The 26,302-nt window shown below is 54.6% G+C and carries 20 protein-coding genes and 1 pseudogene; 11 read left to right on the top strand and 10 right to left on the bottom strand.

Going from position 1 to position 26,302, the window contains the following annotated elements:
• Positions 1 to 242 precede the first annotated feature (242 nt).
• Positions 243 to 1,178 carry a LysR substrate-binding domain-containing protein gene (locus AC2FID_RS17155; RefSeq protein WP_496837889.1) on the bottom strand — a complete coding sequence of 312 codons (936 nt, stop codon included), beginning with the start codon at positions 1,176 to 1,178 and terminating at the stop codon, positions 243 to 245.
• A 237-nt stretch (positions 1,179 to 1,415) separates the two neighbouring features.
• Between AC2FID_RS17155 and AC2FID_RS17150 the strand changes: the two genes are divergently transcribed.
• From AC2FID_RS17150 to AC2FID_RS17125, 6 genes are all read left to right on the top strand, one after another.
• Positions 1,416 to 2,369 (top strand): ABC transporter substrate-binding protein, encoded by a 954-nt coding sequence (locus tag AC2FID_RS17150; RefSeq protein ID WP_058277107.1) that lies wholly within the window; start codon positions 1,416 to 1,418, stop codon positions 2,367 to 2,369.
• An 82-nt stretch (positions 2,370 to 2,451) separates the two neighbouring features.
• Complete coding sequence (locus AC2FID_RS17145) at positions 2,452 to 3,480, top strand: quaternary amine ABC transporter ATP-binding protein (RefSeq protein WP_058277106.1); 1,029 nt, start codon at positions 2,452 to 2,454, stop codon at positions 3,478 to 3,480.
• Positions 3,480 to 5,462 carry an ABC transporter permease gene (locus AC2FID_RS17140; RefSeq protein WP_496837887.1) on the top strand — a complete coding sequence of 661 codons (1,983 nt, stop codon included), beginning with the start codon at positions 3,480 to 3,482 and terminating at the stop codon, positions 5,460 to 5,462. The genes AC2FID_RS17145 and AC2FID_RS17140 overlap by 1 nt, the downstream gene beginning before the upstream one ends.
• Before the next feature lies 1 nt (position 5,463).
• Complete coding sequence (locus tag AC2FID_RS17135; RefSeq protein ID WP_496837885.1) at positions 5,464 to 5,835, top strand: cupin domain-containing protein; 372 nt, start codon at positions 5,464 to 5,466, stop codon at positions 5,833 to 5,835.
• Entirely contained in the window at positions 5,832 to 8,231 is a 2,400-nt protein-coding gene (locus tag AC2FID_RS17130; RefSeq protein WP_496837883.1) for a trimethylamine N-oxide demethylase, read from the top strand. Before AC2FID_RS17135 ends, AC2FID_RS17130 begins: the two co-directional genes overlap by 4 nt.
• 54 nt (positions 8,232 to 8,285) lie before the next feature.
• Positions 8,286 to 8,789: a hypothetical protein gene (locus AC2FID_RS17125; RefSeq protein ID WP_496837881.1), complete on the top strand. Its 504-nt coding sequence runs from the start codon at positions 8,286 to 8,288 to the stop codon at positions 8,787 to 8,789.
• Between the two features lie 357 nt (positions 8,790 to 9,146).
• Here the strand turns inward: AC2FID_RS17125 and AC2FID_RS17120 are convergent.
• Positions 9,147 to 9,268: pseudogene (locus AC2FID_RS17120) on the bottom strand (IS6 family transposase); the annotation flags it as partial.
• A gap of 184 nt (positions 9,269 to 9,452) precedes the next feature.
• Between AC2FID_RS17120 and AC2FID_RS17115 the strand changes: the two are divergent.
• Both AC2FID_RS17115 and AC2FID_RS17110 read left to right on the top strand, forming a co-directional pair.
• Positions 9,453 to 9,671 (top strand): hypothetical protein, encoded by a 219-nt coding sequence (locus AC2FID_RS17115; RefSeq protein WP_496756900.1) that lies wholly within the window; start codon positions 9,453 to 9,455, stop codon positions 9,669 to 9,671.
• A gap of 346 nt (positions 9,672 to 10,017) precedes the next feature.
• On the top strand, positions 10,018 to 11,730 hold the full coding sequence (locus AC2FID_RS17110) for an NAD-dependent malic enzyme (RefSeq protein ID WP_496837879.1): 1,713 nt from the start codon (positions 10,018 to 10,020) through the stop codon (positions 11,728 to 11,730).
• Positions 11,731 to 11,829: 99 nt separating this feature from the next.
• Here AC2FID_RS17110 and AC2FID_RS17105 read toward each other — a convergent pair whose 3' ends face one another.
• Both AC2FID_RS17105 and AC2FID_RS17100 read right to left on the bottom strand, forming a co-directional pair.
• The gene (locus AC2FID_RS17105; RefSeq protein ID WP_496756895.1) at positions 11,830 to 13,017 is read right to left on the bottom strand and encodes a YbfB/YjiJ family MFS transporter; all 1,188 of its coding nucleotides are present in this window, start codon (positions 13,015 to 13,017) and stop codon (positions 11,830 to 11,832) included.
• Between the two features lie 247 nt (positions 13,018 to 13,264).
• Complete coding sequence (locus tag AC2FID_RS17100) at positions 13,265 to 14,824, bottom strand: class I adenylate-forming enzyme family protein (RefSeq protein WP_496837877.1); 1,560 nt, start codon at positions 14,822 to 14,824, stop codon at positions 13,265 to 13,267.
• Between the two features lie 435 nt (positions 14,825 to 15,259).
• On the opposite strand from AC2FID_RS17100, the gene AC2FID_RS17095 reads away from it, so the two are divergent.
• The 3 genes from AC2FID_RS17095 (at position 15,260) to AC2FID_RS17085 (ending at position 18,828) form a co-directional block, all read left to right on the top strand.
• A complete protein-coding gene (locus tag AC2FID_RS17095; protein WP_496837875.1) occupies positions 15,260 to 16,951 on the top strand; it encodes a thiamine pyrophosphate-binding protein in 1,692 nt (563 codons plus the stop codon).
• A gap of 99 nt (positions 16,952 to 17,050) precedes the next feature.
• The gene (locus tag AC2FID_RS17090; RefSeq protein WP_496837873.1) at positions 17,051 to 17,905 is read left to right on the top strand and encodes a DUF4396 domain-containing protein; all 855 of its coding nucleotides are present in this window, start codon (positions 17,051 to 17,053) and stop codon (positions 17,903 to 17,905) included.
• A 275-nt stretch (positions 17,906 to 18,180) separates the two neighbouring features.
• Complete coding sequence (locus AC2FID_RS17085) at positions 18,181 to 18,828, top strand: glycine-rich domain-containing protein (protein WP_496756884.1); 648 nt, start codon at positions 18,181 to 18,183, stop codon at positions 18,826 to 18,828.
• A 235-nt stretch (positions 18,829 to 19,063) separates the two neighbouring features.
• On the opposite strand, the gene AC2FID_RS17080 is transcribed toward AC2FID_RS17085, so the two are convergent.
• The 6 genes from AC2FID_RS17080 to AC2FID_RS17055 all read right to left on the bottom strand — a co-directional run bounded on the left by AC2FID_RS17080 (position 19,064) and on the right by AC2FID_RS17055 (position 26,245).
• Positions 19,064 to 20,080: a D-cysteine desulfhydrase family protein gene (locus AC2FID_RS17080; RefSeq protein WP_496761163.1), complete on the bottom strand. Its 1,017-nt coding sequence runs from the start codon at positions 20,078 to 20,080 to the stop codon at positions 19,064 to 19,066.
• 16 nt (positions 20,081 to 20,096) lie between these two features.
• Positions 20,097 to 20,801, bottom strand: coding sequence for a TSUP family transporter (locus AC2FID_RS17075; protein WP_496837899.1), 705 nt, complete (start codon positions 20,799 to 20,801; stop codon positions 20,097 to 20,099).
• Positions 20,802 to 20,927: 126 nt separating this feature from the next.
• A complete protein-coding gene (locus tag AC2FID_RS17070) occupies positions 20,928 to 21,677 on the bottom strand; it encodes an aspartate/glutamate racemase family protein (protein WP_496837871.1) in 750 nt (249 codons plus the stop codon).
• 22 nt (positions 21,678 to 21,699) lie between these two features.
• A complete protein-coding gene (locus AC2FID_RS17065; RefSeq protein WP_496837869.1) occupies positions 21,700 to 22,938 on the bottom strand; it encodes an NAD(P)/FAD-dependent oxidoreductase in 1,239 nt (412 codons plus the stop codon).
• 4 nt (positions 22,939 to 22,942) lie between these two features.
• Positions 22,943 to 25,156, bottom strand: coding sequence for a TRAP transporter permease (locus tag AC2FID_RS17060; RefSeq protein WP_496837867.1), 2,214 nt, complete (start codon positions 25,154 to 25,156; stop codon positions 22,943 to 22,945).
• An 81-nt stretch (positions 25,157 to 25,237) separates the two neighbouring features.
• Positions 25,238 to 26,245: a TAXI family TRAP transporter solute-binding subunit gene (locus tag AC2FID_RS17055; RefSeq protein WP_113788396.1), complete on the bottom strand. Its 1,008-nt coding sequence runs from the start codon at positions 26,243 to 26,245 to the stop codon at positions 25,238 to 25,240.
• Between the last annotated feature and the right edge of the window lie 57 nt (positions 26,246 to 26,302).

Here is a 26,302-nt window from a genome sequence, read left to right as displayed (position 1 = left end):
TCCTGAATAGGCTTCTTCTGCGCCTCGCGCGCAATTTCAATGTCCGATTTATAGCTCATTGGGCAAAACCCCCGGTTAGAAAAGTCTGACAACGTCTTGGCCGGATCGGCAGCGCACCAACCCAGATTCGTTTATTTTTCTTTAAAGTAAATAATTATTCCCCTGGGTCAATACACGAGTTGTAGTTGCCAAACAGCCCACAGCCAAACTCACCATCAATGCCCAGCCACCAACAACCCAATTCAGGCGTATCTTTTCCGACCTTCACTAAGACCCAGCAGCCAATCTTCGACTATCAACTGCTCTGGAAAAGCACTGTTGAAAGGCCTTTTCAGCAGGTAATATCCCGACTCAGTTCGCACCGATGCGCCCTGGACTGGCCTGACCAAAGCGCCGCTTTCAAGCAATGGGTCAACAAGATGGGCCCAGCCCAACGCAATGCCCAATCCATCAACCGCTGCCTGTACTGACAATGGGTAAGTGTTGAACGCGACTGCCTGTTCCATTGATGATGTTGATACACCATTGCCGCTGAACCACGCTCGCCACGTCATCCATTCTGCATGCGCGCTGGTGACCTCAATAAGGTCAAGTTCCGGTAACGCAGAAATATCCGCGGCATTGGGATTACTTTTGAGGTACTCGGGGCTGCAAACCGGAAAAACGGTTTCTCCGAACAGAAGCTTTGCCTCGTACCCCGGCCAGTCGCCATCCCCCCGCAGAATTGTCAGGTCCATAGAATCTGACAGGCATTCTGCGTCACTGTCAGAAGACACTAAAGAGATACGTATTCGGCCATTGGATTTGTTGAACTTGCGAAGTTGCGGCATCAGCCAAAGAGACGCAACAGAATTGGTCGCCGAGATCGAAACCGTATTTGCCTGATGCTTGGCCAGCATGTCTCGGCTGACATCCCGCATCAGGTCCAGTGATTTTTCCACGGTCGCCAACAGGATGGCACCCTGTTGAGTAAGGGAAACAGAACGATGACCCCTTACGAATAAGGGCACGTCATAGTGCTGTTCCAGCAAGCGTACTTTGCGGCTGATTGCGGTCTCTGAGATGTTCAGCACCTTGCTGGCTCGCGCAAAACTCTGTGCCTTGGCGGCGGCTTCAAATGCCAACAAATAGTCTAGCGGCGGCAAGACTTTCCCGGTGACTGGCGCTTTTTTTGGCATTTGGGGGCCTTTTCCCGAGCTGGACGACGGCGCGATCAAAAACATTTGCCCGCATCTGGCAACATTCGATCAGGCAACTGTCTGTTAAGATAGCAAAAAGTCGGATTAGCCTCAAGAAATTATGGTCAAAGCCCCTCAAATTTCTGTTCTGCACATTAGACGATCTTAGGCAGAATGCATGAATTCGGGGCCGGAAGAGTCCTCAACTCAAAAATGAATGTCACTCAGGGAGCAAACATGAAACTTACAAACCTACTTTCTGCTGCAACCTTGGCAGCAGTAGCGGGAACTGGCGCGGCTGCCGAAGACAGCAGCGACCCGATCGTAATCCCCATTCACAACTGGTCCAGCCAGATCGTGATGTCGAACGTTGTAGGCCTGATCTTCGAAGAGATGGGCAACAACGTAGAATATGTCACCACCGACAGTCAGGCCGTCTATGAATCGGTACGTTTGGGCGATGTCGCGCTGGAGATGGAAGTCTGGGAAGGTGCCTTTGGTGCATCCTACCGCGCGGCACTGGAAAAAGGTGGTCTGCATGATGCGGGCGATCATGATGCGGTCACGCGCGAGGATTGGTGGTATCCGATGTGGACCAAGGAATCCTGCCCGGGCCTGCCTGACTGGCAGGCACTGAACGACTGTGCGCACCTGTTCGCCACAGCCGAAACCGGTGACAAGGGCCGTTATCTGGATGGGCCGGTCGACTGGTTGAAGCATGGTAAAGAACGCGCCGAAGCACTGGATCTGAACTTTACGGTGATCAATGCGGGTTCAGCCGCAGCCCTTTGGGCTGAGATTGGCGCGGCAGAGGCCGACAAAACGCCGGTTTTGGTCTTTAACTGGACGCCAAACTTCGCCGAAGCTGTTTGGCCAGGTGAGTTCGTTGAATTCCCGGCATGGGAAGATGGGTGCGACAAGGATCCAGCCAAAGGTCCCAACCCGGAAGCGCTGTATGATTGTGGCAACCCTGCCGAGGGTTACCTGAAAAAGGCGGCTTGGGATGGCATGAAAGACAAGTGGCCGGCCGCGTATTGCGCCCTGACCGAGATTTCTTTCACCAACCCGCAGATTGCTGAGATGGCGAAGCTGGTCGACACTGATGAGCTTGAGCCGGAAGAGGCAGCCGAAGAATGGCTGGACGCCAACCGCGCCGTCATTGATCCTTGGATCAGTGCCTGCAGTACATAATCCGGTTGCATCCACCGAAACTGGCGCGGCCTTGAACATCTCAGCGATGCAAGGCCGCGCTCAACACGAAAGAAAGGCAGCCATGTCCGCCTCAGCGCCTGTCATCTCAGCCAAAAACGTCTGGAAACTGTTTGGGCCCTCGCCAGAGAGCTATCTGAAATCTCTGGCCGCTGGCCGCAGTTTCGATGAGATCCGCGCGGATGGGTACATCGCCGGTGTCAAGGACGTCTCGATTGAGGTCGCTCGTGGCGAGATGCTGGTCATTATGGGCCTGTCAGGATCAGGCAAGTCCACGCTAGTGCGGTGTTTTTCACGCCTACACGATATTACAGGCGGAACGATTGAAGTTGACGGTCAGGACATCATGAGCCTGACTGAACGCGAGCTGATTGAGCTGCGCCGCAACAAGATGGGGATGGTGTTCCAATCCTTCGGTCTGTTGCCACATCGCACGGTATTGGACAACGTCGCCTTCCCGTTGGAAATGCGCGGGCAAGATCGCTACGACCGGCGCGAACGCGCACTGGAGGTCATCAAATTGGTGGGCCTTGAAGGTCGGGAAGAATATTTCCCGCGTGAACTCAGCGGCGGTCAACAGCAAAGGGTCGGTATCGCCCGATCACTGGCGATTGAGCCGGATATCTGGTTTCTGGATGAGCCCTTCTCGGCGCTGGATCCGTTGATCCGCCGTGAAATGCAGGATGAATTCCTCCGTCTGCAAGAAATGCTGGGCAAAACCATCGTCTTCATCACGCATGACTTCGATGAGGCGCTGCGTCTGGCCGATCGGATTGCCATCATGCGCAACGGCGCGGTCGAACAGTGTGACACCCCCGATCAGATCGTGATGAACCCTGCCACCGAATATGTGGCCAAATTTACCGAAGATGTCGACAAGGCCCGGGTCGTACATGCGAAGGGGCTTGCAAAGCCCGTGAATGGTCATGCTTTGGAAGGCGCGCCGATCAATGGCGGCTCGACTATTCACGAATTGGCGCGGGTACTGGTAAATGACAAGCGCATCCTGTTGCCGGTCGCGAATGACAAAGGCGTTGTCACCGGGGTTCTGGAACGTGACACCGCGTTGAATGTTCTGCTTGGGGCGGAATGATGGCGACGCTGTCCACCGACATATCGGACACAAGGGACGGCCCGTGGGGGCAAACCAAAGTCCTAACCGCGCTGCTGGTCACCGCTATTGCACTGATCCTGGCTAAGGCAATTGGCATTCTGCCCGAGTGGCTGAATCGCATTCCTGAGGCTGCAATCCCGCCAACGGCACAGGTTTTGGACGCGATATTCAACTTCATTCAAAACGATCTCGGTCTGATCTATGTCACCCGCTTTATTGCAGAAGGCCCGCTTGAGTTTCTGCTGGATACCTCGGCGAACCTATTGGAGGGCAAGCGTCGCTGGCCCTATCTGGGCCCGATCCCATGGTCCGCGATTGCCGCAGTGGCAGCCGTCGTCGGCTATGCCGTTGGTGGATGGCGGTTGGCTGCCTTGGGCGCGGGCACCTTCATCTGGACCGCGGCAATCGGACAGTGGAAAATCGCCATGCAGACGATGTCCGTCATCGTGGTTGCGGCTCCATTGGCTTTCTTGCTGGGTCTGGTACTGGGCATCGCGGCCTGGAAATACGGTTGGTTCGAGCGGTTGCTGAAACCTATCCTGTCCGTACTGCAAACCCTGCCCTTCTTTACGTATCTCCTGCCAGCAGTGATCTTCTTTAAGGTCGGACCGACAGCTGGGGCCGTCGCAACAATTACCTTTGCCATCCCACCAATGATCCTGATGACCACTCTGGGCCTGAAAAAGGTCAGCCCCGAAGTGATCGAAGCAGGCCAGATGTCTGGCTGCACACGCTGGCAGATGTTGCGCCACGTCTACGTTCCAGCCGCGCGCACCGAGGTTCTGGTCGGCGTCAATCAGGTGATCATGCTGTGTCTTGCGATGGTTGTTCTGACCGCTTTTATCGGAATGCCCGGTCTTGGCGCGAAACTGCTGGCGATGATGGGTAGTTTCAAACTGGGCCGTTCTTTCGAGATTGGCGTAACCATCGTCCTTCTGGCTGTCACGTTGGATCGGATGTCAAAGGCCTGGGTCGTTAAGCAGCCGGTGCACTTCGAACGCGGGACCCCGTGGTGGAAACGGCACCAGATTTCGCTGGTCGCGCTGGGTCTGTTTGTTGGATTTACTCTGCTGGCACAGGTGTTTCCGATCCTGGCTGAAGTTGGTCGCAAACAGCATCTCAGCCAGGGCAAGGAAATCGACGTGGTGATCAAGTCGTTCTTGGCCATAGACGCGATCAAGGGCACAACCGAATGGCTGCGCTGGTTCCTTAACGTCAAGGTTTTGATCCCGTTCCGGAATACGCTACTCGCCATTCCGACTCCTGCTTTTATCCTGCTGGTTGTGTCCTTTGCGTATTGGGTCGGTGGCCGAAAGCCCGGCATCTACGCCGCGATCTTCTTTACGATTGTCGCCTTCTCGGGCTGGTGGGATCGGTCGGTCATCACGCTTTATACTGTGATTTCAGCAGTCGCGCTGGCGACTATGATCGGTATCCCCTTGGGCGTTGTTGCAGCGCGGTCCAACCGCTGGTCCAAAAGCATCCTGCTGGCCTGCGACACCGCGCAAACCTTCCCAAGCTTCATCTACCTGATCCCCGCGATCATGCTGTTTGGGGTCAATGATGTGGCAGTTGTGTTCTCAATCCTGATCTTCGCCGCCGTGCCGCTGATCCGGTACACGATTATTGGCCTCAGTAATGTACCGCCGGAAATGACCGAGGCGGCAGACATGTCCGGCTCGACCCGTCGGCAAAAGCTGATGTCGGTGCAATTTCCGCTGGCACTGCCGACAATGGCGGTCGGGTTTAATCAGGCAATCATGTTCGCCTTTTTCATGGTTATCATTGCCGCCTTCATCGGTACGCAGGATCTGGGGCAAGAACTGCAGCGAACACTGGCGGGCACCGAACTGGGCAAGAATTTTGTGCTGGGTCTGAACGTGTCCCTGATGGCGCTGACCTTTGACATGGCGATCAGCAGTTGGGCTGAAAAACGAAAAAAACGGTTGGGGCTTGATTGAGATGGCACAGTATCAAATCCCACGCACCGTTACCCGTTTCGACGATCCCGGATTTGTCCGGATGCGTATGGAAGGCCGACCCGACGAGCAAGTCTGGTGGAAGAATGTCAGCTTTGATGAGGGAACCGGGCAAGGCAGTTATCTGATGAAGATGGCAGCGGGCACACGTTCAAGTCCGCATATCCACCATGGGCCAGAAGAGTTCTTCATCCTCGAAGGCGATCTGACAGATCACGATGGATTTAACTATCGCAGCGGCGACTTTGTCAGCCTCGCTGCTGGGTCCGGCCACTATTCGCGAACCGAGGCGGGATGCCTATTGGTTGTCACCCACCGCGGTGCAACCGAGATCATTCAGGAAGATGCACTATGAATGTGAAGCCGGTATTCGAAGTTCCGTTCGAACGCAGCGGAGTTCTGGCCCCCGGCCTTCCGATCCTGCCGCATGGAACGGAACGCCACCCGGTCCCAGGAATGGGGTCGCGCGCTGTTCCGATTTCCAAAGGTGATACGATAACCTTGTTGGACCGCGACGGGATGCAACAGGCCGAGATGGTCTTCTTTGGCCCTGACCGGAGTTCTGATGCGGCCATGCTGGGTGCTTTGGGACATGGACGTCCGGATGGTTTGATTGCGACGCTGGCAAATGGATCGCCGTCTGGCAAGAAAGTGCTGCGCGCTCTGGAAGTTGCCGGATTTGACATCGGAGTAGGTGACGCGGTTCGGGCGTTTACCGACGGGTCGCGCCCCGGTGACATGGTGCATTTCGTCGCCGAATGTGATGGCCTTCTGATCGTGGCTGCACCCGGCAAGGCGATGCGCCCCGAAGATAACGACCCTCCCACGGATATCATCCTGTACATTCAGCGCTCTGCACCCGGTTTGGAAAAACCCGATGTGGGCCCACCCGAACCGCTGGCCGATCCGCTCAGGGACTTCAATATTCAGCCGGGCAATGCCCACTCGTACGAGGTCAGGGCCGGTGAGTTCATTCAGATTGTCGATGTTCGCGGGCGTGAGTGCTCGGATTTTCAGGCCTTCAGCCGACGGGCACTGGATCAGGGGATCGAACGCGAGATTGATCCCACAACAACGCGTAGCCTGATGGGCAGCTTGTATCCGAAACCGGGGATTTTTTCGAAGTATTGGTCAGTTGATCAGGAACCGCTGATAGAGATCGTTCAGGATACGTGCGGACGCCATGACACGTTTGGCCTTGCCTGTACGGCGCGGTATTATGAAGATCTCGGTTACCCCGGCCACGTGAATTGCTCGGACAATATCAATAAAGACTTGGATCAGTATGGCATCAAATCACGTGGTGGTTGGCCTGCAATCAACTTCTTTTTCAACACGATGCTGGACGACACCAACGCCATTGGCATGGACGACCCCTGGTCGCGCCCCGGTGACTTCGTCTTGTTGCGCGCGCTGACCGATCTGGTCTGCGTCAGCACCGGCTGTCCCTGCGACATTGATCCAGCAAATGGCTGGAATCCAACCGATATTCAGGTGCGAACCTACAAGGCGACCGAGGATTTCAAAAGATCCTACGGCTATAGAAAATCTGCGGAGGCGGATGTGGAAGAAACCAAGAAAACTGCATTTCACGACTGCTTTGCACGGCACACCCGTGATTTCGTCGAATATAACGGCTATTGGCTGCCCAACACGATGACCAATCACGGCGCGATTGCCGAATACTGGGCCTGCCGCGACAAGGTTGCGGTTATGGACCTCAGCCCTTTGCGGAAATACGAAGTTGTCGGACCCGATGCAGAAGAGCTGTTGCAGCTTTGCGTAACCCGCAACATGAAAAAGCTAAGCGTTGGTCAGGTCGTGTATACCGCGATGTGCTATGAACACGGCGGTATGATCGACGATGGTACGGTTTATCGATTGGGTGAAACAAACTTTCGCTGGATTGGCGGGAATGACACGAGCGGATTGTGGCTGCAGGAACAGGCCCTCAAACGCAATATGAATGTCTGGGTGCGCAATTCGACTGATCAATTGCACAACATTGCGGTTCAAGGGCGGTACAGTCGCGACATCCTTTCCAAGATCTTTTGGACACCGCCTCAGCAACCGACGATCGAAGAACTGCCATGGTTCCGGCTTACCGTGGCTCGGGTTGGTGATGTGCAGGGGACATCTGTCGTAATTTCTCGGACCGGGTATTCAGGTGAGCTGGGATATGAAATCTTCTGCCATCCCAAAGATGCCGTCGAGATCTTTGATCGCGTCTGGGAGGTTGGCCAGGAATATGGCATAGCTCCGCTTGGACTTGCGGCACTGGATATGGTGCGGATCGAAGGTGGCTTGATCTTTGCCGGGTCCGAATTCGACGATCAAACCGATCCCTTCGAGGCAGGCATCGGCTTCACCGTTCCACTGAAGTCAAAGCCCGACGATTTTATCGGGCGGGCAGCGATTGAAGAACGCAAGACCCATCCTCATCGCAAACTGGTCGGTTTCGAGATTGAGGGCGGCACGGTCCCCTCGCCCGGCGACTGTGTGCGTTTAGGAAAGGCGCAGGTTGGAGAGATTACCAGCGCGATGAAATCACCCGTTCTGGGCAAGGTTATTGCGTTAGGCCGGGTTTCGGTCACTCATGCCGTCGTCGGAGCTGACATTGAAATCGGGCAACTGGACGGCCAACAAAAGCGTCTGAAAGCCAAAATAGTGCCTTTCCCTCATTTTGACCCGACAAAGGAACGTGTAAAGGGCAACTATTCAATTGTTGATGTTCCTGATGCAGCAGAATGACGACTCCTTAACAAAACTGTTGGTCACAGAGAGTCTCCCGTCAGGGTGCATCGTATGCGAAGAATGACCTTCGCAAAACTGCGCGACAGCAAGAGTTTTGTCTGCCCCGCTCCAGCATCCGATATCGAACCTCGCAATAGCGTCTCGTTGTGTTTTTGGCTTTCACTTTTAACGGTTATACTCGTTCATCCGACCATTGGACTGGCTGCCGGATGCGCACGAATCTCTGCACTTGAGAGCTTTAATGACACCGGGGTTGCTCCATTTGGGTCGGTATGTCTGGCATTCGATGGTTTAGGTAATTCCCGCGGCGTTTCGTGCTATTGGGAATTTCAGTTTAGAAGCGATGAGGCCGCAAGCTACTTTGACGACACATGGGCTGAAATAACCCATTGTCGAGACGGTACTCCTGCTCCAAACGATCCGCATGTCAATCATCCCGACAGCTATAAGCTTAGAGAATTGGACGCCGGAATCCGTGTCTATCGGGTTGCCATTAAAGACAAGAGCCAAGAGGAGCGCACACTGGTTTTCCTGAGCGTCGAGCACAACAACTGAGACGACTGTTTGACGTCATTTCCATTGGGATCGTTGAAAACTGCGTTTGCTACAACCAACTTGAATGTGAAAAGGGTTCTGTCTGGCGTCAGGAACCGTGATCTTTAATGACTTTGTCGCAAACTTTTTACCTTCTGACTGAGGTGAGGCCATCGTGTAAAAGGCGTTACGGATATAGACGGAAGCTAGCCGCGGCAATCTCATTCAAAGGTGCGCATTTTCCAAAAGAAGTGATCCTGCAAGCGGTGTTCCTCCACCTCCGGCACTCAGTTTCGGCTACCCGATCCTGATTGATGTGGTCAGGCGGAAATCCATGAATAGCATCATTGAGCAAGATCACCCTTTCATCAAACGGCTCACCATCTCAATTGGCATCGGACAACCGAAGCTCTTCAGCATTTGTTGGTAGCCTTGAGGCTCGCAATGTTGGCACCGTTTTTGTCGATCACAATCTTCTTCGGCAACGCATTGGTCTCCAACATTTGTCTCTCTCGGTTTGATGACTTTTTCTGGCCAGTTCTCAGCCCTTCTTCCTGTGCCTCATCGCTATGTTTTTTTGGCCGGCGTCTTTGGTTTCACTCTGACGGCAAAAGTTCAGGCGTGGACTTGGGCTGGCCTGGCTTATGATCCAAGCGGCCTGTCAGAAGGGGCAGCGCAATTGCCGTGCTGGGATTTGGTGAGACCAAAAATATTCCACCCTGGTTGACCTGGCTCAGTATAGTATTTGGTGTTGAACAGACCATCGAAACCATCTCGAATTTCGGGCATTCCGGGTTCAATGCATCGGGTGAAAAAATGAATGTCTATCTTGGTTGTTTGCTCGGATTTATCTTGGTGGGCGGGGTCATTAGCTGGTCAATGCAACGGTTGGAAAAAGCGTAAAGGTTAGCATCTTCCGTGCGAATTGATTGTGGGTGTCCATCGTTCCGCGGTGTCGAGTCCGGGCACAATGGAAGCGGTAGACCGATTAACATTTTCGTATTTGGGACACGGCTCTTTTGACTATCCCTAGCTCCAGAGACTGGCAGTACTCCGAACTGCTTGCGACCTATCTGTTGGATGAGATTCCCGGCCAAAATCCGCTTCGGGGAATCTGCAATGCAGCGTGAGCAACTGAGACGAATGGCGGTTCTGGGCCGCGAATTACTCGGGCACGCCATCGCGCGCGAGTGTGTTGGCTCAATCCGGAAAGTTCCAGTCGCAAGCTCGTTGCATTTTTTGTCGTATAATGCTGACCTTACCAGACAGATGCGTGCAACCTGTGCGTGCCGATCCGAAAGGGCATCCTATGGCCAATACTGATCCTGCAAATTTGCACTTTGTGACAAACCCGCTCCTGAACAAAGGTACTGCCTTTTCTCTAAACGAACGAGAAAAGTTTGGATTGTTGGGTCTTCTTCCACCACACATCGAAACGCTCGAAACCCAGGTTGACCGCGTCTATGCCGCCTTTGAACGTGAAGAGACGTCGCTGGATAAGCATGTCTATCTGCGTGGCCTGCAGGATGACAACGAAGTTCTGTTTTACGCTCTATTGGTGCGACATCTAACAGAGATGATGCCGATAATTTACACACCCGTCGTGGGTGACGCATGCAAGAAGTTCAGTGAGATCTACGATCACCCACGCGGATTGATCATTTCCTACCCCGAGCGTGACCGGATCGATGACATACTTGAGAATGCCGTCCTACCCTCAGTTGAGGCCATAGTCGTCACCGATGGAGAGCGGATTTTGGGTTTGGGCGATCAAGGCGCGGGCGGCATGGGAATTCCGATCGGAAAGCTCTCGCTTTATACCGCTGCGGGCGGAATAAGCCCGTCTGTAACGCTCCCGGTGGTACTGGACATCGGCACCAACAATAAAGAACGGCTGGAAGATCCCCTCTATATCGGATGGCGGAATGAACGCGTCAGCGGCGATGAGTACTTTGACTTTGTCGATCTTTTTGTACAGGCGGTAAAGCGCAAGTGGCCGGATGTTTTGCTGCAATTCGAGGATTTTGCTCAGCAACATGCGGCACCCCTGCTTGCGCGGTATCGTGATCAGCTCTGTACATTCAATGATGATATTCAGGGCACCGCAGCGGTAACGGCGGGCACTTTGCTGGCTGCCTCAAATGTCACTGGCATACCACTAAAGGACGCTACCATCGCGTTTCTTGGAGCGGGATCAGCGGGAGTGGGTATCGCCGAGCAACTTGTTCAACTCATGGTCCGCCAAGGATTACCCGAGACCGAGGCGCGCGCGCGTATCTACATGGTGGACCGGAATGGGTTGTTAACCGATGCGATGAAAGACCTCCTGCCGTTCCAAACGCAAATCGTCCAATCCCTCACCAAAGTGGAAAGTTGGTCCGATGGTAATATTTCACTGCTGGATGTGATTAATCAGGCCAAACCCAACATATTGGTGGGTGTCAGCGGTCAGGCAGGCTTGTTCTCTGAAGAGATCATTCGGGCGATGGCGGCTCACACAGAACATCCTGTCGTATTGCCGCTGTCGAACCCGACATCGCGAATTGAGGCCGTACCAGCGGATATTATACGCTGGTCAGATGGTCATGCATTGGTTGCCACCGGAAGCCCGTTTGATCCTGTTGTCTACAACGGCAAAACGCATCATGTCGCGCAGTGCAACAACTCCTACATTTTCCCCGGTATGGGGTTGGGCGTGCTGGCGTCAGGCGCGCGCCGCGTCACGGACGGAATGTTCATGGCCGCCGCCGAGGCGCTCGCCACGTTGTCACCTGCGAAGTCCGATCGCACAGCCAGCTTGCTGCCCGATGTGGGGGACATTCGCGAGGTCGGCAAGGCTATCGCATTTGCCGTTGGTCAACAGGCGCAGTTGGATGGGGTTGCGCCTAAATCCTCGGGGAATGACTTGAAAGCGGCAATAGATGCGAAGTTCTGGACCCCGCATTATGAGGAGATTGCCTAAAGCAGGTCAGGTTGGAGTGACCGGAAGGTCTCACATTGCGCATTCAGAACCCACCGCGTCCAAATAGGGAATGAATCAGTATGGTTCTGAATACGACGGCTACGCCGCCTCACGCCTGAGCGGCTTTTGCATCGCAGCACAAAGGGCACCCACCAGCAGGACCGCAGAAGCCACGACGAGGCTATCTCCTATTTCTCCGGTTAAGTCGCCAATGATACCAGCCCCGATTGGTCCCAGTGTCTGTGAAATTGCGAAAACAACTGTAAAAAAGCTTATGGTTGCACCCCAATCCTGCTGATCCACGTTCTGGCGGACAAAGCTGGTGACTGCAGTGGGTGGCATAAAGACCGATAGCCCGAACACCAGTGCCGACAAAATCAATCCATATCCAGATGGAACCAAGATTGGCAGGGCTGATCCAAATGCGACCCCGGTAAGGATTAGCGCCAACGGCGTTCCGGATGGAAAGCGGGCCAAGACCCCGCGCCAAACAAAAGGAGACGCCATAATACTGACCCCAAGAACCATCCATGTTGCGGTGGTCAACAGGACGCTGGAGTGCTGCTCTTTCATCCAGACCGAGATAAAAGTGACGTACACAATGTAACCCAATCCAAACAGCGCATACCCGCCGAGTTCGCCAAGCATTCTGCGCACCGGCGGGATGGAAGGCAGTGCGGCGTCGTGTTCGGTTTCGTTCAATTTTGTGGAAGCCCAAACCGAAAATGGGCAAATGACCAGGGCTGCCAACCCGACCCCGATCCACGCCCAGTCCCAATATTGTGGTCCGAAAACCTCCAACATACTCGGAAGGATCGCGCCACATAATGCGATACCAAATCCACCGCCACCGCCAAAGTATAAGGCGATGGCCAACGCATTCTTTCGGGCGCTGGTTTGGAACAGAGATGCTGCCAGTACGCCGCCGGACACAAAGGAAAGTGCACCAAACAACCCAACCAAAGTACGACAAGCAGTTTGAAACACGAGGCTCTCATCAAACCCGGTTGCCAAAAGGCACAATGCGGTCACCACAGTTCCGCTTGCAAATAATCGCGACGGAGAAAAATGCCGGATCAGTAAAAGCGTTAGAATCGAACCCACTATGTAGCCAATCGAATTGGCCGTATTGAGCCACCCGGATTGAGTGAGGCTCCAACCAAGGCTACTTTTCATTGATGGCAGGATTAGTCCGTATGCAAAGCGACCAAAAGCGTTGGATATGCTGACGCCAAGCGCAAGGCCAAGCAATATGAGCCACGGGTTGGTAGGTTTTGCAGCGGCCATGAACATCCTTCCAGGTTGAACCACACCGTGCCTCAAGGCACCTGACCGTGCAATCCCAACTGTTCGGGCGCGGATACTTTCGGTAGGGCTTGAGCAGCTTAAGAGTGCCTATTTACAACAAGTTGCGGTTCGACTTCCAATGCCGCATTCCGCGCTGAGGGAATGAGATCCTCAGTTCCGTTGCCCATCGTCACCGCTTCTTATCTCAGGTCAGCATTTCGCATCTGCGACCTGATCGTCCACGGTATCACAGTATATGCGCGGCACCGCTTTCTTTCGCCGCCATCCGCTTCAACGCCATCCGGTCCAACTTGCCTCCCATGGTCAGCGGCAATGCACTAACGATCCGAACCACATCCGGCGCCTTGTATCCGATCTGTTTCTGCGCGAAGGCGATGATATCTCCGGGGCGCACCGGTTTCGCCCCTTCGACCAAGCTCACAAACGCCCATACATCTTCACCGTGCATCTCATCTCGCACCCCAACCACCACTGCCGCTGCAATGGCGGGGTGCGCTGTCAGGACATCTTCAACCTCTGCCGGACTGATGTTCGAGCCGTCATGCACGATGATCTGTTTTTGCCGCCCCCGGAACCAGAAATAGCCATCCTCATCCCGTCGCATCAAATCGCCTGTATCGAACCAGCCATCCCGAAACGCTGCCGCTGTCGCACCTGGATCGTCCCAATACCCGGTCATCATAGTCGGGCTCTTGACCCAGTGCCGGCCGTCCACTCCCACGGGCACCTCCAACCCGGCCTCATCACGAAGCGCCGAGACATAGCCTGGATTGTTCAATCCAATGGAACCGACTTTCTCAACTCCTCCATGTGTGTTCGAATGTGACGTCCCCATTTCAGTCATTCCATAAAACGCCCCGATCGGCACACCCGCCAACGCGCCAAAGGCGTCGACCAGTGTCTGCGAGGGTTTGTCGCCACCTGCCATCATCGTTCTTAATGAAGCAAAGTCTTCGCGCACTGCACCGTGCCCCGTTACCAATGCAGCCAATGGCGCAGGCAATATCTGCGCCACTGTCGGCTTCGTCTGTCGCAGGAGCCCTAGGAGTTCGTCGGGCGAAAACAGCCGCACTACGTTCGTTCTGGCACCGGCCCAAAGCCCTGCAAACGTCAGCCGCAACCCGGCTGTATGGGAAATCCACGACGCCGGAAGCACCACATCACCGGGTCCCAACCCCAACCCCTGAGCATTGCTTGCCACCATAGCCCCCATGCTGGCATGGCTATGCGTCACGCCCTTCGGCTTGCCCGTGGTCCCTGAAGTAAAAAATATAAACGCCGGGGCGTCCGCCCCAATCGTCGGCAATGTCCCCTCAACCTCACCGTCCATCAGGTCCTTCAAGACGAGCGCCCCGTCCACTTCGCCTGCATAGGATATCAACCCCAAAGGCAGTCGCCCGACGCCTGGCACTGCGGCCACATCCTTGGCGCGCTCGCCATGCACCAACAGCGCCGCCGGCGTCGCCAACCGAAGCGCATGGTCGATATCCGCGGCCGTATAGCGATAGTTGAGCGGCATCGCCACCAAACCGGCCCGCATGCAGGCCAGATAATGGATCACCAACACCGCGCGGTTCGGCATAATCGAAGCTATTCGGTCCCCCGGATTAAGCCCCAGGCTCAGATATCGAAGCGCCAGCCGTGTACAGGCGGTATCCAGCTCCTGCCAGGTCAAAGCCCCGTCCAACGCGTAAAGCGCAATCGCCTTGGGATCCGCCGACAATCCCCGCCGAAAAAGGTTCGTTAAATCCGCGGGAGCGGCCAGCGGTGGCCCGGTTACCGGCATGCTTTTCTCTCCAAATGGACCCGCGTCCGAGGGTGCCCTCAACAATCTTCAGTGGACGCGCAACGAGCGGAAACCAAACACACAATTGGTTGGTCGGTGGATCGAGCATACTGCATTGTTATCCACTTCCAATAGGGAGCGGCAGAAACGCCCACAAAGAGTAAATTTGTCCAATCTGTGGTTCGAGTTGATGTAAAGGCCCATTCAGGCTCAGGATCTTTTCTGTCGATTTTATCGCGCGATGTCATTCGACTGGGTGGCCGCACAGACCGATAGCTGAGTTTTGACGCAGACAGCACCCACTAGTTCAAAACAGATTTCGGCTTCCAGCTTCTCCGTGACAGAGCCAAGCGCAACTCTCTTGGTTTTGCGAATCCGGCTTTCGTGAATAGGATGTGCCAAGTTCTTTTTGATAAATTGTATTGGAGTAATGGCATGGCAACAGAGCGCTGGACTGTCGGATCATATCTGGCGAAGAGACTGCAAGAAGCTGGAATTGCGGATTATTTTGTGGTTCCCGGCGATTACAATTTGGTGCTGCTGGACGAGCTGCTTGGCAATCGGGATCTGCGGATGATCAGTTGCTGCAACGAGCTCAACGCAGGCTACGCAGCAGACGGGTATGCTCGCGCAACCGGGGGGCCGTCAGCGGCTGTCGTCACTTATTCGGTCGGAGGGTTGAGCCTTTTGAATGCCGTCGCAGGCGCCTATGCCGAAGATCTTCCATTGATCGCGATTTCCGGTGGGCCGAACACAAACTCAGAAGCCGAGTGGGAATATCTGCACCACACGCTTGGCGAGGTTGAATACGATTACCAACGCGAGATGTTCGCCCGCGTCACTGCAGAGGCTGTCACGATTCATCATCCGTCTCTTGCGCCTGTCGCGATCGACAGGGCGATAGACACCGCAATGCTTCGACGCAAACCGGTCTATATCGAAATCGCCTCGAACATTGCAGGTGCACCTACGTCCGCGCCTGTACCGCGTAGTTTCGCCAGGCAGTCCAGCAGTGATCCGAACACATTAGCGACTGCGGTCTCTCAAGTTTCTGAATTCCTGAATACGGCAGAGCGGCCAGTACTTGTCGCGGGAAGCAAAGTGCGCGCGGGTCAGGCCGAACGCCCCTTGCGCAGCCTTGCCGCGGCCTGCGAATACGCCCAGGCATCTATGCCCAACGCCAAGAGCTTCCTGCCTGAGACAAGCGAAGGCTTCATGGGGATTTATTGGGGGCCGGTCAGCACGCCGGGCTGTGGGGAAATTGTCGATGCCGCCGACGGGCTGCTGTTTGTCGGCCCTGTTTTCACCGATTACACTACGACGGGTCATCAGCTTGGTTTTGATCCCGGCAAAGCGGTTATGGTGCATCCAACGTCCATACAGTTGGGTGACACACATTTCAGCAATGTCCGCATGGATGAATTTCTGGATGCGCTAACTGACAAGCTTACGCCGAACAGCGGTGCTGTCGCGGCCTTCGAACGTGTCAGAACCGAACAAAACCCGCCAGCGCCCGGTGAAGCCGAAACACCGGTGACGGTTCGCCAACTATTCGCCCGCGTGCAGAAGATGCTGGATAAGGACAGCACGTTGCTCGTGGAGACGGGTGACTCATGGTTCAACGGCATAGAGACCAAACTGCCCGAGGGCACGCGTTTCGAGATACAGATGCAGTATGGATCCATTGGCTGGTCTGTCGGTGCATCGCTGGGATACGCCTTAGGTAACAGGAAGCACCGGTTGATCTCGTGCATTGGCGACGGTTCGTTCCAACTGACCGCGCAAGAGATTTCGACCATGATCCGGTACGATGCAAAGCCAATTATTTTCCTCATCAACAATGGCGGCTACACAATCGAAGTAGAAATCCACGATGGCCCATATAACACCATCAAGAATTGGGACTACGCCGGTTTGATTGATGTGTTTGGCGCCGGAGAGGGTAACGCCTGGGGATGCAAGGTGAAAACAGAAGGCGAGTTGGACACGGCCATCAAAACAGCTCTGGATCATGACGGTCTTTGCCTGATCGAAGTTCTGATCGATCGGGATGATTGCAACGTCAACCTATTGCGGTGGGGTAATCAGGTCGCGCGAAACAACGGTCGGCCCAATCGATGCAGATAGAGAGTTACTCGGGACAATCCGGACAGTTGGTCAATTGACAACACATGACTGGCGCAATCCGATCCGCGGTGTTTTTTTCGCCGAACATAGGGAATTAATATGCTGAATGGTGCGATGCTCGTCTGGTTTCTTTTGACTGGTGTCAGCGTGGGCTTTGTCATTTGGGATTCGATCAGCAACGGCGTTACGAGTTGGGTACAGCGAACCGCATGGATACTCGTAACGTTATACACCGGTCCGGTCGGCTTGTTCTTCTACTTGCTTGCATGTCGCCGCCCATTCCCGGGAGGTCACGACCAGTATACGCGCGCAACTTGGAAACAAGGTATCAATAGCGAAATGCACTGCGTTGCAGGTGATGCCACGGGCATCATTTTTGCTGCCATCCTCGTCCACTTCCTGGACCTTTCAAATGGGTGGGACATCTTGGTCGAGTATGCCTTTGGGTTCGTATCTGGTTTGTTTATCTTCCAGGCTCTGATGATGATGCCAATGTTCGGGAGTTACGGGCAGGCCGTTCGAAAGACGCTCTTTGCAGAAACGGTTTCGATGAACATGGTTATGACCGGAATGATCCCGACGATGGTTCTGCTTACGGCTGCGTGGCCGGGATCCGAGGACCCGCTTACCCCACAATTCTGGTTTCGCATGAGCCTTGCGACTGTTGTCGGTGCGGTTGTCGCCTTTCCGATGAACCGATGGTTGGTGGCGAACCACCTGAAACACGGTTGCATGACACTTCCCGGTGCTGATGGCCCGGCACCAGCACTTGGTCATGTTTCCCACGAACACAGCGAAATGGCAGGTCAAAACGGGCGCCAAATGGCCGGGCATCATCACATGCAGATGAAAAGCCTGCCTATTAGAGAAGCAACCGCTTGGGTTCTTTCAACTTACGTAATCCTTATCGCAGCACTGTGGCTGACATCTAAATTCGTGCTGATCAAATTCTGAACAACTCGATTGCGAATTTGTGTTTTCCTGCTTGTCGGCAGAAAAGCGAAATTTCAGCGTCGAGTGACCACGCAAAAAACCTCAGGAGGCTATTACTTCGCCAAAAGTAGCGCCCGGTTTTCAAGGCGCTCAGCCTGAATGTAGAAGGAGGTTTGTTTGGCTCCGAACTCGCCACTGGCCTCAGTGTCGCAAGCTGGTTCCCGCACGTGTCACATATCTGTCATATTCGTGCGCTAGTCCAAAGTTGCAAAAAAGAGAAAACATAGGAGGCTCCGATGACCTCTCTCAATACTCAGCTATGGGAGCTGATTAAGACGCATAAAATGCCTGATGATGCTGCAGGCTCGCCGTTCATTGAACAACTAATGGCCGAAAACCGCATCTCTCGCGATACCGCCAATGTGGCGATCGCCGAATATCAAAAGTTCATGTATCTTTGTGCCACCCGACCAGAACGCAACGTGCCCTCAAAGGCGGTCGATTTGGTTTGGCATTTGCACATGCAACACAGCCGCGACTATTGGGACGTCTTTTGCAAGAAGCTGGGCAAACCAGTACATCACAACCCCGGCGGTCAAGGTCTCCAACATCTGGATGACTACAAATCCACAGTCAAAGCCTATTCGGACTTGTTTGGAACGCCCCCAAAAGGGATTTGGAAGCGGAAAAACAGAGTTGGAACTTTCATAGTGCTGATCTTCTTGCTGGTGTTCATTTGCATCGGCGCCAGTTCCATCGTTCAAAGTGGCGGTTTTTTGTTTGGAGTGCTTTGGCTAAGCGTACCTCTCTTCGTTTTTGTGATCACGCTTAATAGCCTGACCTCCAAAAGTGAGCTGACGCTAATTTTTGAATGCAACGACCCCTTCGCCGACGAGGATTCAGGTGATTGTGGCTCAGGAGATGGCGGCGGTTGCGGCGATTGAATCGCCAAACGTTCAATCTGATTAAATTTGCTCTGCACCGTACTCCAGTCGTAGAACTGAAGCTTCGCCCTCGATCCGTGTACCTCGTAATCGTGATCCTATGACTTTCGGTTAGCCGTTGTAGCACGATGCCACGCAGACACAGATAGCTCATCGCTGGGGTTTCAGGAGTTTGGTTTGGGCACCAAAGATGAAGGCAAGCGAGTTTCTGAAACGTATGAGGACTGCGAACGCTTCAAGTTGGGTTGTCGATCAATTCACTTTGATATCCAAAGAGTGCGGGCAATCCACCCGAATGTAACAATACGATTTTTTCGCCTGGCTTGATCTTCCCGCTTTCGACCAGGTTCAGCAAACCAGCGAACGTTTTCGCAGAATAAACAGGGTCAAGGAAAACCCCTTCCGTCCGTGCCATCTTTTCCAATGCAGCGCGCGTTATTGCATTCACTTTGCCATAACCCGGCGGCAAGGCTTCGTCGAAAACATCGATCTTGTCCTGTAGAAGTCCTGCGTCGATATCCAGCAAGTCTGCAAGCTTCTGCAAAACGGCCTTCATTCGGGCCTGCTGCTTTTCACGATCTCTGCGCACGCAAATCCCAAACACCGAGGCAGTGCTTTCTTCTAACGCCAGACCGGTCAGCAGTCCGCCATGTGTGGCACCGCTACCCGAGGGGACGACGACCGCGTCGAAGTCCGGCATCTGCTGATACAATTCCTGTCCGGCCACGACGTAGCCCAAGGCACCCAAGGGCGGATGGCCCAGCCCCAGATGAATAACGTACGGTTTGTGACCTTTGGCTTTCAATTCTACTGCGCGCGCGTGCAGTGCTGCGTCGGCTCCCGCTTCGTCTTCACCTTCAGGGTAACCCATTTGCTCGGCACCAAGGATTTGTGCCAGCAGCACATTCCCGGACGAATAGTACTCCGCCCCCATGTCAGGGACACGCTCTTCCAACTGAAGCACGGATTGCATGCCCAGCTTGGCTGCCGCAGCGGCCGCAGACCGAACGAAATTGGATTGAACGGCGCCGGTGATCAGTATGGTATCAGCACCCTGCTGACGCGCATCTCCGAGATAAAATTCAAGCTGCCGTGTTTTGTTGCCACCAAAACTAAGCCCAGTCAGATCATCACGTTTCAGCCAAAGGTCGATATCCAGTTCTGCCGACAAGTTGTCCAAACGCTCCAAAGGGGTTGGACCCGACATAAGTTTGGCACGTGGAAACCTGTGCAGATTGTTGTTTCGTGTCATCTTGTGACCTTTAAGGTTAAGCCATTGAAAAAGCCCGATGGAACAGAACGCAGCAGGCAATCAAGGATACCACGCGGATCACTGCGATGACGATCGGCTGTGGCAAATAAGGGCCTGCTGCACGACCAATTATGCTGCCGATCAGAGTGATCGCAACGAACCCTATTAACTGCGGTTCATATGAGATTGCTTGGGTTTCGGACAAATTGTGCAACAAGAAAGCTATGCCGTATGCCACCAACGCTATCGGTTGAACCAGTTTCGCTACTTCTTTGGCGGAACGGCCTTTAGCTATCAAACCGAACACCATAAGAGGGCCCGGTGTCGCTGCCCAAACAGTCGCAAGCCCAGACAGTCCTGTAACGACTAAAAACCCAGCGTTGCCAATGGATCCCCGCAAGGGGAGCAAGGTCGTAATCAACCCGATCAGCAATAGACACGCCGTCAGGGCAAGAACAAATGCTTCGCTCAAAAAGGGATACACAACAAGGCCGACGGCAACTCCAACACAGCAACCAATGACCGCGGTGCGGATTAGTTGATGGTTGTTTTTCAGAACATGCCGGTCCGTCGCTACTACTGATACAAACGTGTTCAGCAAAAGCAAAACGGGAACCGCTGTCGACGTGCCAAGCAAAATCATCATGGGCGGTCCCGCGATGATGCTGAACCCGATACCAACGCCGACTTGCAGCATTGCGCCAAGGCAGATGGCAATCATCAGGATGGACAAGTCAACGGACACTCACAACTCCTAGGGACCAAAGCAATGTCGCAAGGCCTCAGATATCCTGAGTTCCCGGCCAGGGTCCATTCTATTTCTCTTTCATTGACTGTTTTGGCACGGTCAGCGCTGCCACGGCATCATTCCCAAGTATGGCACCCGGGTCGTCACAGCGTGCGCCATTTGCGCCAGTGTGGTCAGGTCAAAGACAGGAAGCTGCAGCTCTTCCTGAAGCCGCGATGCGTAAGGCGGCAGGTCCGTGCATTCCAAAACCAACGACCGAATGTCCGGAGCTTCAAGAACCAGATTACGGGCCGCATCCATGACCTCGGTCTTGATCAGGTCCGTGTCCATCCGGGTCCGCGTGTTCCGCAAGATCACTTCGGCGAATTCTGTTGTATCCTCCAATCCCTTCACGGCCACAGGAACACCTGATGCACCAACACCTTCGAAATGCCGGGGCGTCAATGCGGATGCATCCGCAGTTAGCACGCCCACTGGCGCGTTGGCACCGGTCATTTGAAAGGCCAGCGGCACCTGGATCAGGCTGGAGGCAAAGACAGGCACTGAAACCGCAGCAGCCAATTCTTTTTGAAACAAGGCTAGAAAGCCGCAACTGCCTGTGATGGCTCGCACGCCTTCAGCCTCAAGCCGCTTGGCGCCTTCGATGAACGGTGCCAGTAACTCGGGCGAAGGGTTGTTCAGCAAGTTTGGTACCGTCACACCGTCGATCATCTCATACAGAACCGGAAATGGCAGACTGGAAGGGTTCTTGATATGTCCCGGTGGTTTTGGAAAATAGCTTTCAAGGCACAGAACACCAATTGACGCCCCGCAAATGTTCTGACCACCGTTGTAGATTGGCATAGTCATCGGATCCTTCTGATTTGAAACTTTAAAACCGGGCCAGAGAAAACGGAGCCAGATCGATGTTTGGGCTGCGACCGGAAACCAGATCGGCCACAAGCTCGCCGGTCTTTGGGGCCATCATCAGCCCATAGTGAGAATGCCCGAACGCGGTATAGAGCCCTTCCCGCCCGTTAACTGGTCCGATCGCCGGCAAACTGTCCGGAAAGGACGGGCGTCGACCCATCCAAAATTGTGCCTCGCCTGTATTGAGGCCTGGGACCATGGCCTTGGCTTGTTCGGTCAGGATTTTTTTCTTACGTGGATCAGCGGGCGCGTCGACGCTACCAAATTCGGCCGTGCCAGCGACTCTCAGACCGTCCTGCATTGAACTTGCGACCACCTTTGCGTCTACATCCATGACCGAATTGTTCAATTGGGCCGAGGGCTTAGGGAATTCGACGTGGTAACCCCGCTCGGCCACAAGCGGCACAGGCATCCCCAGTGGTTTCAGCAGGTCGGCGGACCACACACCGGCCGCGAGGATGATGCTGGCGGCACGCAACGTGCCCTGCGAGGTTGTAATCTGCCAACCACCATCTTCAGCCGGTGTCAGTTTGGTGACTTCGGTTTGTACTATTTCGGCGCCTTGCGAGCGCGCTTTTTCAGCCAGTACCGCCCCCACACGTCCTGGTGAGGTTACGCGTGCCTGACCTTTGATCATGATCGCGGCTTTGAATTCCTCTGACAGTGCAGGTTCCAGGCCGCGCAACTCGGCACCATCGACAAGCTCCAGATCGCCTCCTTTTTCCTGGCGGATCAGATATCCAAGCCCATTCAGATCAGCCTGCTTCCGGTGGCGAAAAGCGTGAATATAGTAGCTGTCAGTGATCAGGTTTTCGTGCCCGGTGCCTTGAAGATGACGACGATACAGGTCGATGGAAGGCCGGCACAAAAGCTCCATCGCGTCCGAGATTTCGCGCACTGATCTTTCGCCAGAGTTTCCCAAAAACCGCAGCCCCCAGGGGATCATTTTTGGCCAGTAACTGGTTCTGACCGAAAGCGCGCTTTTAGGGTCCAGTAGCATCTGGGGCAGAGATTTCCATATGCCCGGCATCGCTTGCGGAATGATTGACCACGGCGACACTACACCTGCGTTCCCGAAAGAAGTTTCCTGACCTGGTTCACCACGGTCAATCAATCGAACCGGAATGCCGCGTTCCTGTAACGACAAAGCGCAACAAATGCCGACGATCCCTGCGCCGATGATGGTCACTTGTTCTGTCATGGTTTCACGCCGGAGAGTGACTGCGATTGCGGGCAATCAGTTGGGTGACGATGACAGGTGATGCCACGGCCAGCGCGATCAGATCAGCAGTCAGGCTGGGCGCGACAAAGATAATCCCAGCGATGGCCAACAGAATGCGCGATGCAATATTCAGCGGACTCAACCAATACCCAACCACAGCCGCAGACAGGGCAATAACCCCGGCGATGCAACTGGTCGCGGTATAGGTGAATTCCCATAGGTTGAACCCGGTTGACGAGACGAACAGCAGGACCGGCGCATAGACAAAGGCCATGGGCGCGATCACTTTGCCCAATCCAAGGGTGAAAGCAGAAAGGCCAGTTCGGAACGGGTTTGAGTTCGCAATGGCAGCCGCGGCATAGGCTGAAGTACAGACCGGTGGTGTAATCTCGGACACCACACCATAGTAGAGCACGAAAAGGTGGCTGGCGATGGGTGGAACACCCAGTTGCGCCAGCGCAGGCTGCGCCACTGACACCAGCATGATATACAGCGCGGTGGTCGGAATGCCCGCGCCCATCAGGATACAGACGACGGCGATGAACACCAATGAGATGAACAATTGTAAGTCTTCCATCGCAAAGAACTGGAAGCTGCCGAACGAGATCATGTTGTACAGATCCGATGCCAGGTTGCCTGCGCCCTGTGTAACCATGAAACCGATGCGGAACCCGATGCCAGTGGTGTTGATCACGCCTACCACAATACCGACCGCAGCAGCGGCGGCGCCCACGGCTAGCGAGTATTTCACACCCAGTTCTACCGCCTGCAGCATCTCGGGCACTTCGATGCGTTTTTGAGGGTTCAATGTTGCGACCACCGTCAATCCGCACAGGATTGTAGTCATGGTCAGGTCAAAGCCGCCGTCTGAGAACTTCCACAGTACAAAACTGAGGAACGCTGCCGCATAGATCAGTGTCGGAGGTTGCCTCAAGCGCGACATGCCCGCGATTACAGCAAGTGATATGCCGCAGAAGGCCGACATGAAGGGCGTGTAACCCGTGAACAGAACCACTAGCAGGCCGATCAGGGGCACTATGTTGGCCCAGCCTTCGGCCCAGACGGCTTTGAGCTGCGGCAGTTGCTCTTTGGTGAGACCTTTGAGATTCAGCTTGCGTGCCATCAGGTGCACGACAGCAAAGACGCCAACATAGTGCAGGAGTGCTGGGAAAATCGCAGCAATAACGATGGTGGTGTAGGGAACCTCAAGAAACTCTGCCATGATAAAGGCAGCGGCACCCATGATCGGCGGAGTGATCTGACCACCCGCCGAGGAAGCAGCCTCGACCCCACCCGCAAAATGGCCGGGGTATCCAAGGCGCTTCATGTTGGGAATTGTCAGCGCGCCGGTTGATACGGTGTTGGCCACCGAAGAACCCGAGATCGTGCCGAAGAAGGCCGAGGATACCACCGACACTTTTGCCGGACCGCCGGTATAGCGGCCCGCCAAAATGGTGGCGTTATCGATGAAAAGTTGCCCTAACCCGGTGCGTTGCGCGATCACGCCGAACAACACGAAATGGAAGACGATCGTCGAGACGACCCACAACGTGACGCCGTAGATGCCCTCCTGCGGGAAGTACATCGACGAAACGAAGGTTTTGAAGTTCACGCCAGGATGCTGCAACAATCCGGGGAAATACGGCCCAAGCAAAGCGTATGAGATAAATACGCAGATGATCAGCGGCAGTACCCAACCAAGCGTGCGGCGTGCGATATCCAGCACCAGCAGGATGATGATCACACCCAAAATCACGTCATAACTGTTGGGGTTACCCATACGGAAGGTCTGTTCCTCAATCCCAAGAAACGGAATGCCACGCCAGGCGACGCCCACATACAGCGCCGCTATGATCCCAAGAGCCATGAAGACCAGATCGTAAAGAGGGATGTTGCCGATCCGGAACCGGCTGACCTTAAGCGCATATAGGCTTTTGGCCCCGATAATCGGGATTGTCGCGTAGACCAGAATGAACAGTAGAGCCAGATAGATGCCCATGTGCCAGTGATCGGCCGGCAGGCCAAAACCGGCCGTTAAGAATTCGTAAAACGCAAAGATCAGGGCCACAACGCGCAGGACCTTGCCAGTTGTCGGCGTAACCTGCCGGACGGCAGCACCCTCGTCGAACTGTTCTTCGATAGCCGCTAATTCTTCGGCTGTGAGTTCGTGGTCATCAAGATTCTTAGTCGTGGACATGATGGCCCCCTGATTTCGCGCATTTAGAGTGTGCGGTGCCCCAAATAGGGGCACCGGACGATGAGTTGAGATGAGAACGGGTTACTGAAGAAGTCCGGCTTCTTTGTAGAATTTCTCCGCACCCGGATGCAGCGGAACGCCCAGTGCTTCGACACCATCCAAAGCAGTATCAGGGGTGATCTGCTTGCCCTTAGCATGGCCGTTGTCCAGTAGCTTGCGGGTATTGTCGTTCCACATCGCCTTGGTCAGCTCATAGACCAGATCGTCAGACAGGTCTGACGACACAACCAGCATCGCGCTGACCGCAGGGGTCTTGGTTTCGCCGTCGATGCCTTCATACACGCCACCTGGAATGGCTGAGGGGATATAGGCCGGAATGATCTCGTTGATCTTGCCCAGATCTTCGTCGGAGAAGGAGTGCAGGTTCATACCTTTTGTCGAAGACAGCTGCACCATCGCTGCAACCGGCCAGCCTGCCGCATAGAAATAGGCATCAAGCTGACCATCGGCCAGACGTTCGGCGCTCTGACTGTTGTTCAGCTCGGCCTCATCCATGTTGTCACGGTTGACGCCCCAAGCATCCAGCATCTGCAAAACGGCAACCTGCGTGCCGGAACCAGCCTGCGCAATACCAACGCGCTTGCCTTCCAGATCACTCAGATCATTAATCGTCGAGCCGGCCGGAAGCACCAGGTGCAGGTCTTCGGGGAACAGATTGGCGACGATGCGCAGTTTGGGATGAGGTTTACCTTCGAACTTACCTTCACCCAGATACATCGAACGGGTGACGTCGGCTGCAGCCAGCCCGGCCTCAAGTTCTCCGTTCTGCACGGCGGCATTGTTGAAGACCGAAGCGGTGGTGGATTGCGCGATCGCGATCAGGCCCGGAACACCGCACTGGCCGCCTTCTTCACACGGGCGCGATCCCGGAGGGGCGGAGATTCCGTTTGCGATGGTGCCACCGATGGGGAAGTAAGTGCCGCCAGCGCCACCAGTGCCAATACGGAAGAACGTTGGGTCCTGCGCCAGCGCGGGGGCTGCCAGCGCGCCCGCCAATGCAAGACCAGTCAAGCATTTCACAAATTTCATTATCATCTCCCTTGTTGGAATTTCGGTTTTGGTTTTCCCAAACTTCGATCCTGCAAG

Source organism: Ruegeria sp. CDSC068 (genome assembly GCF_059610545.1).
Note: the sequence above shows the minus strand (reverse complement) of the source record. Positions and strands in the feature narration are given on the sequence as shown.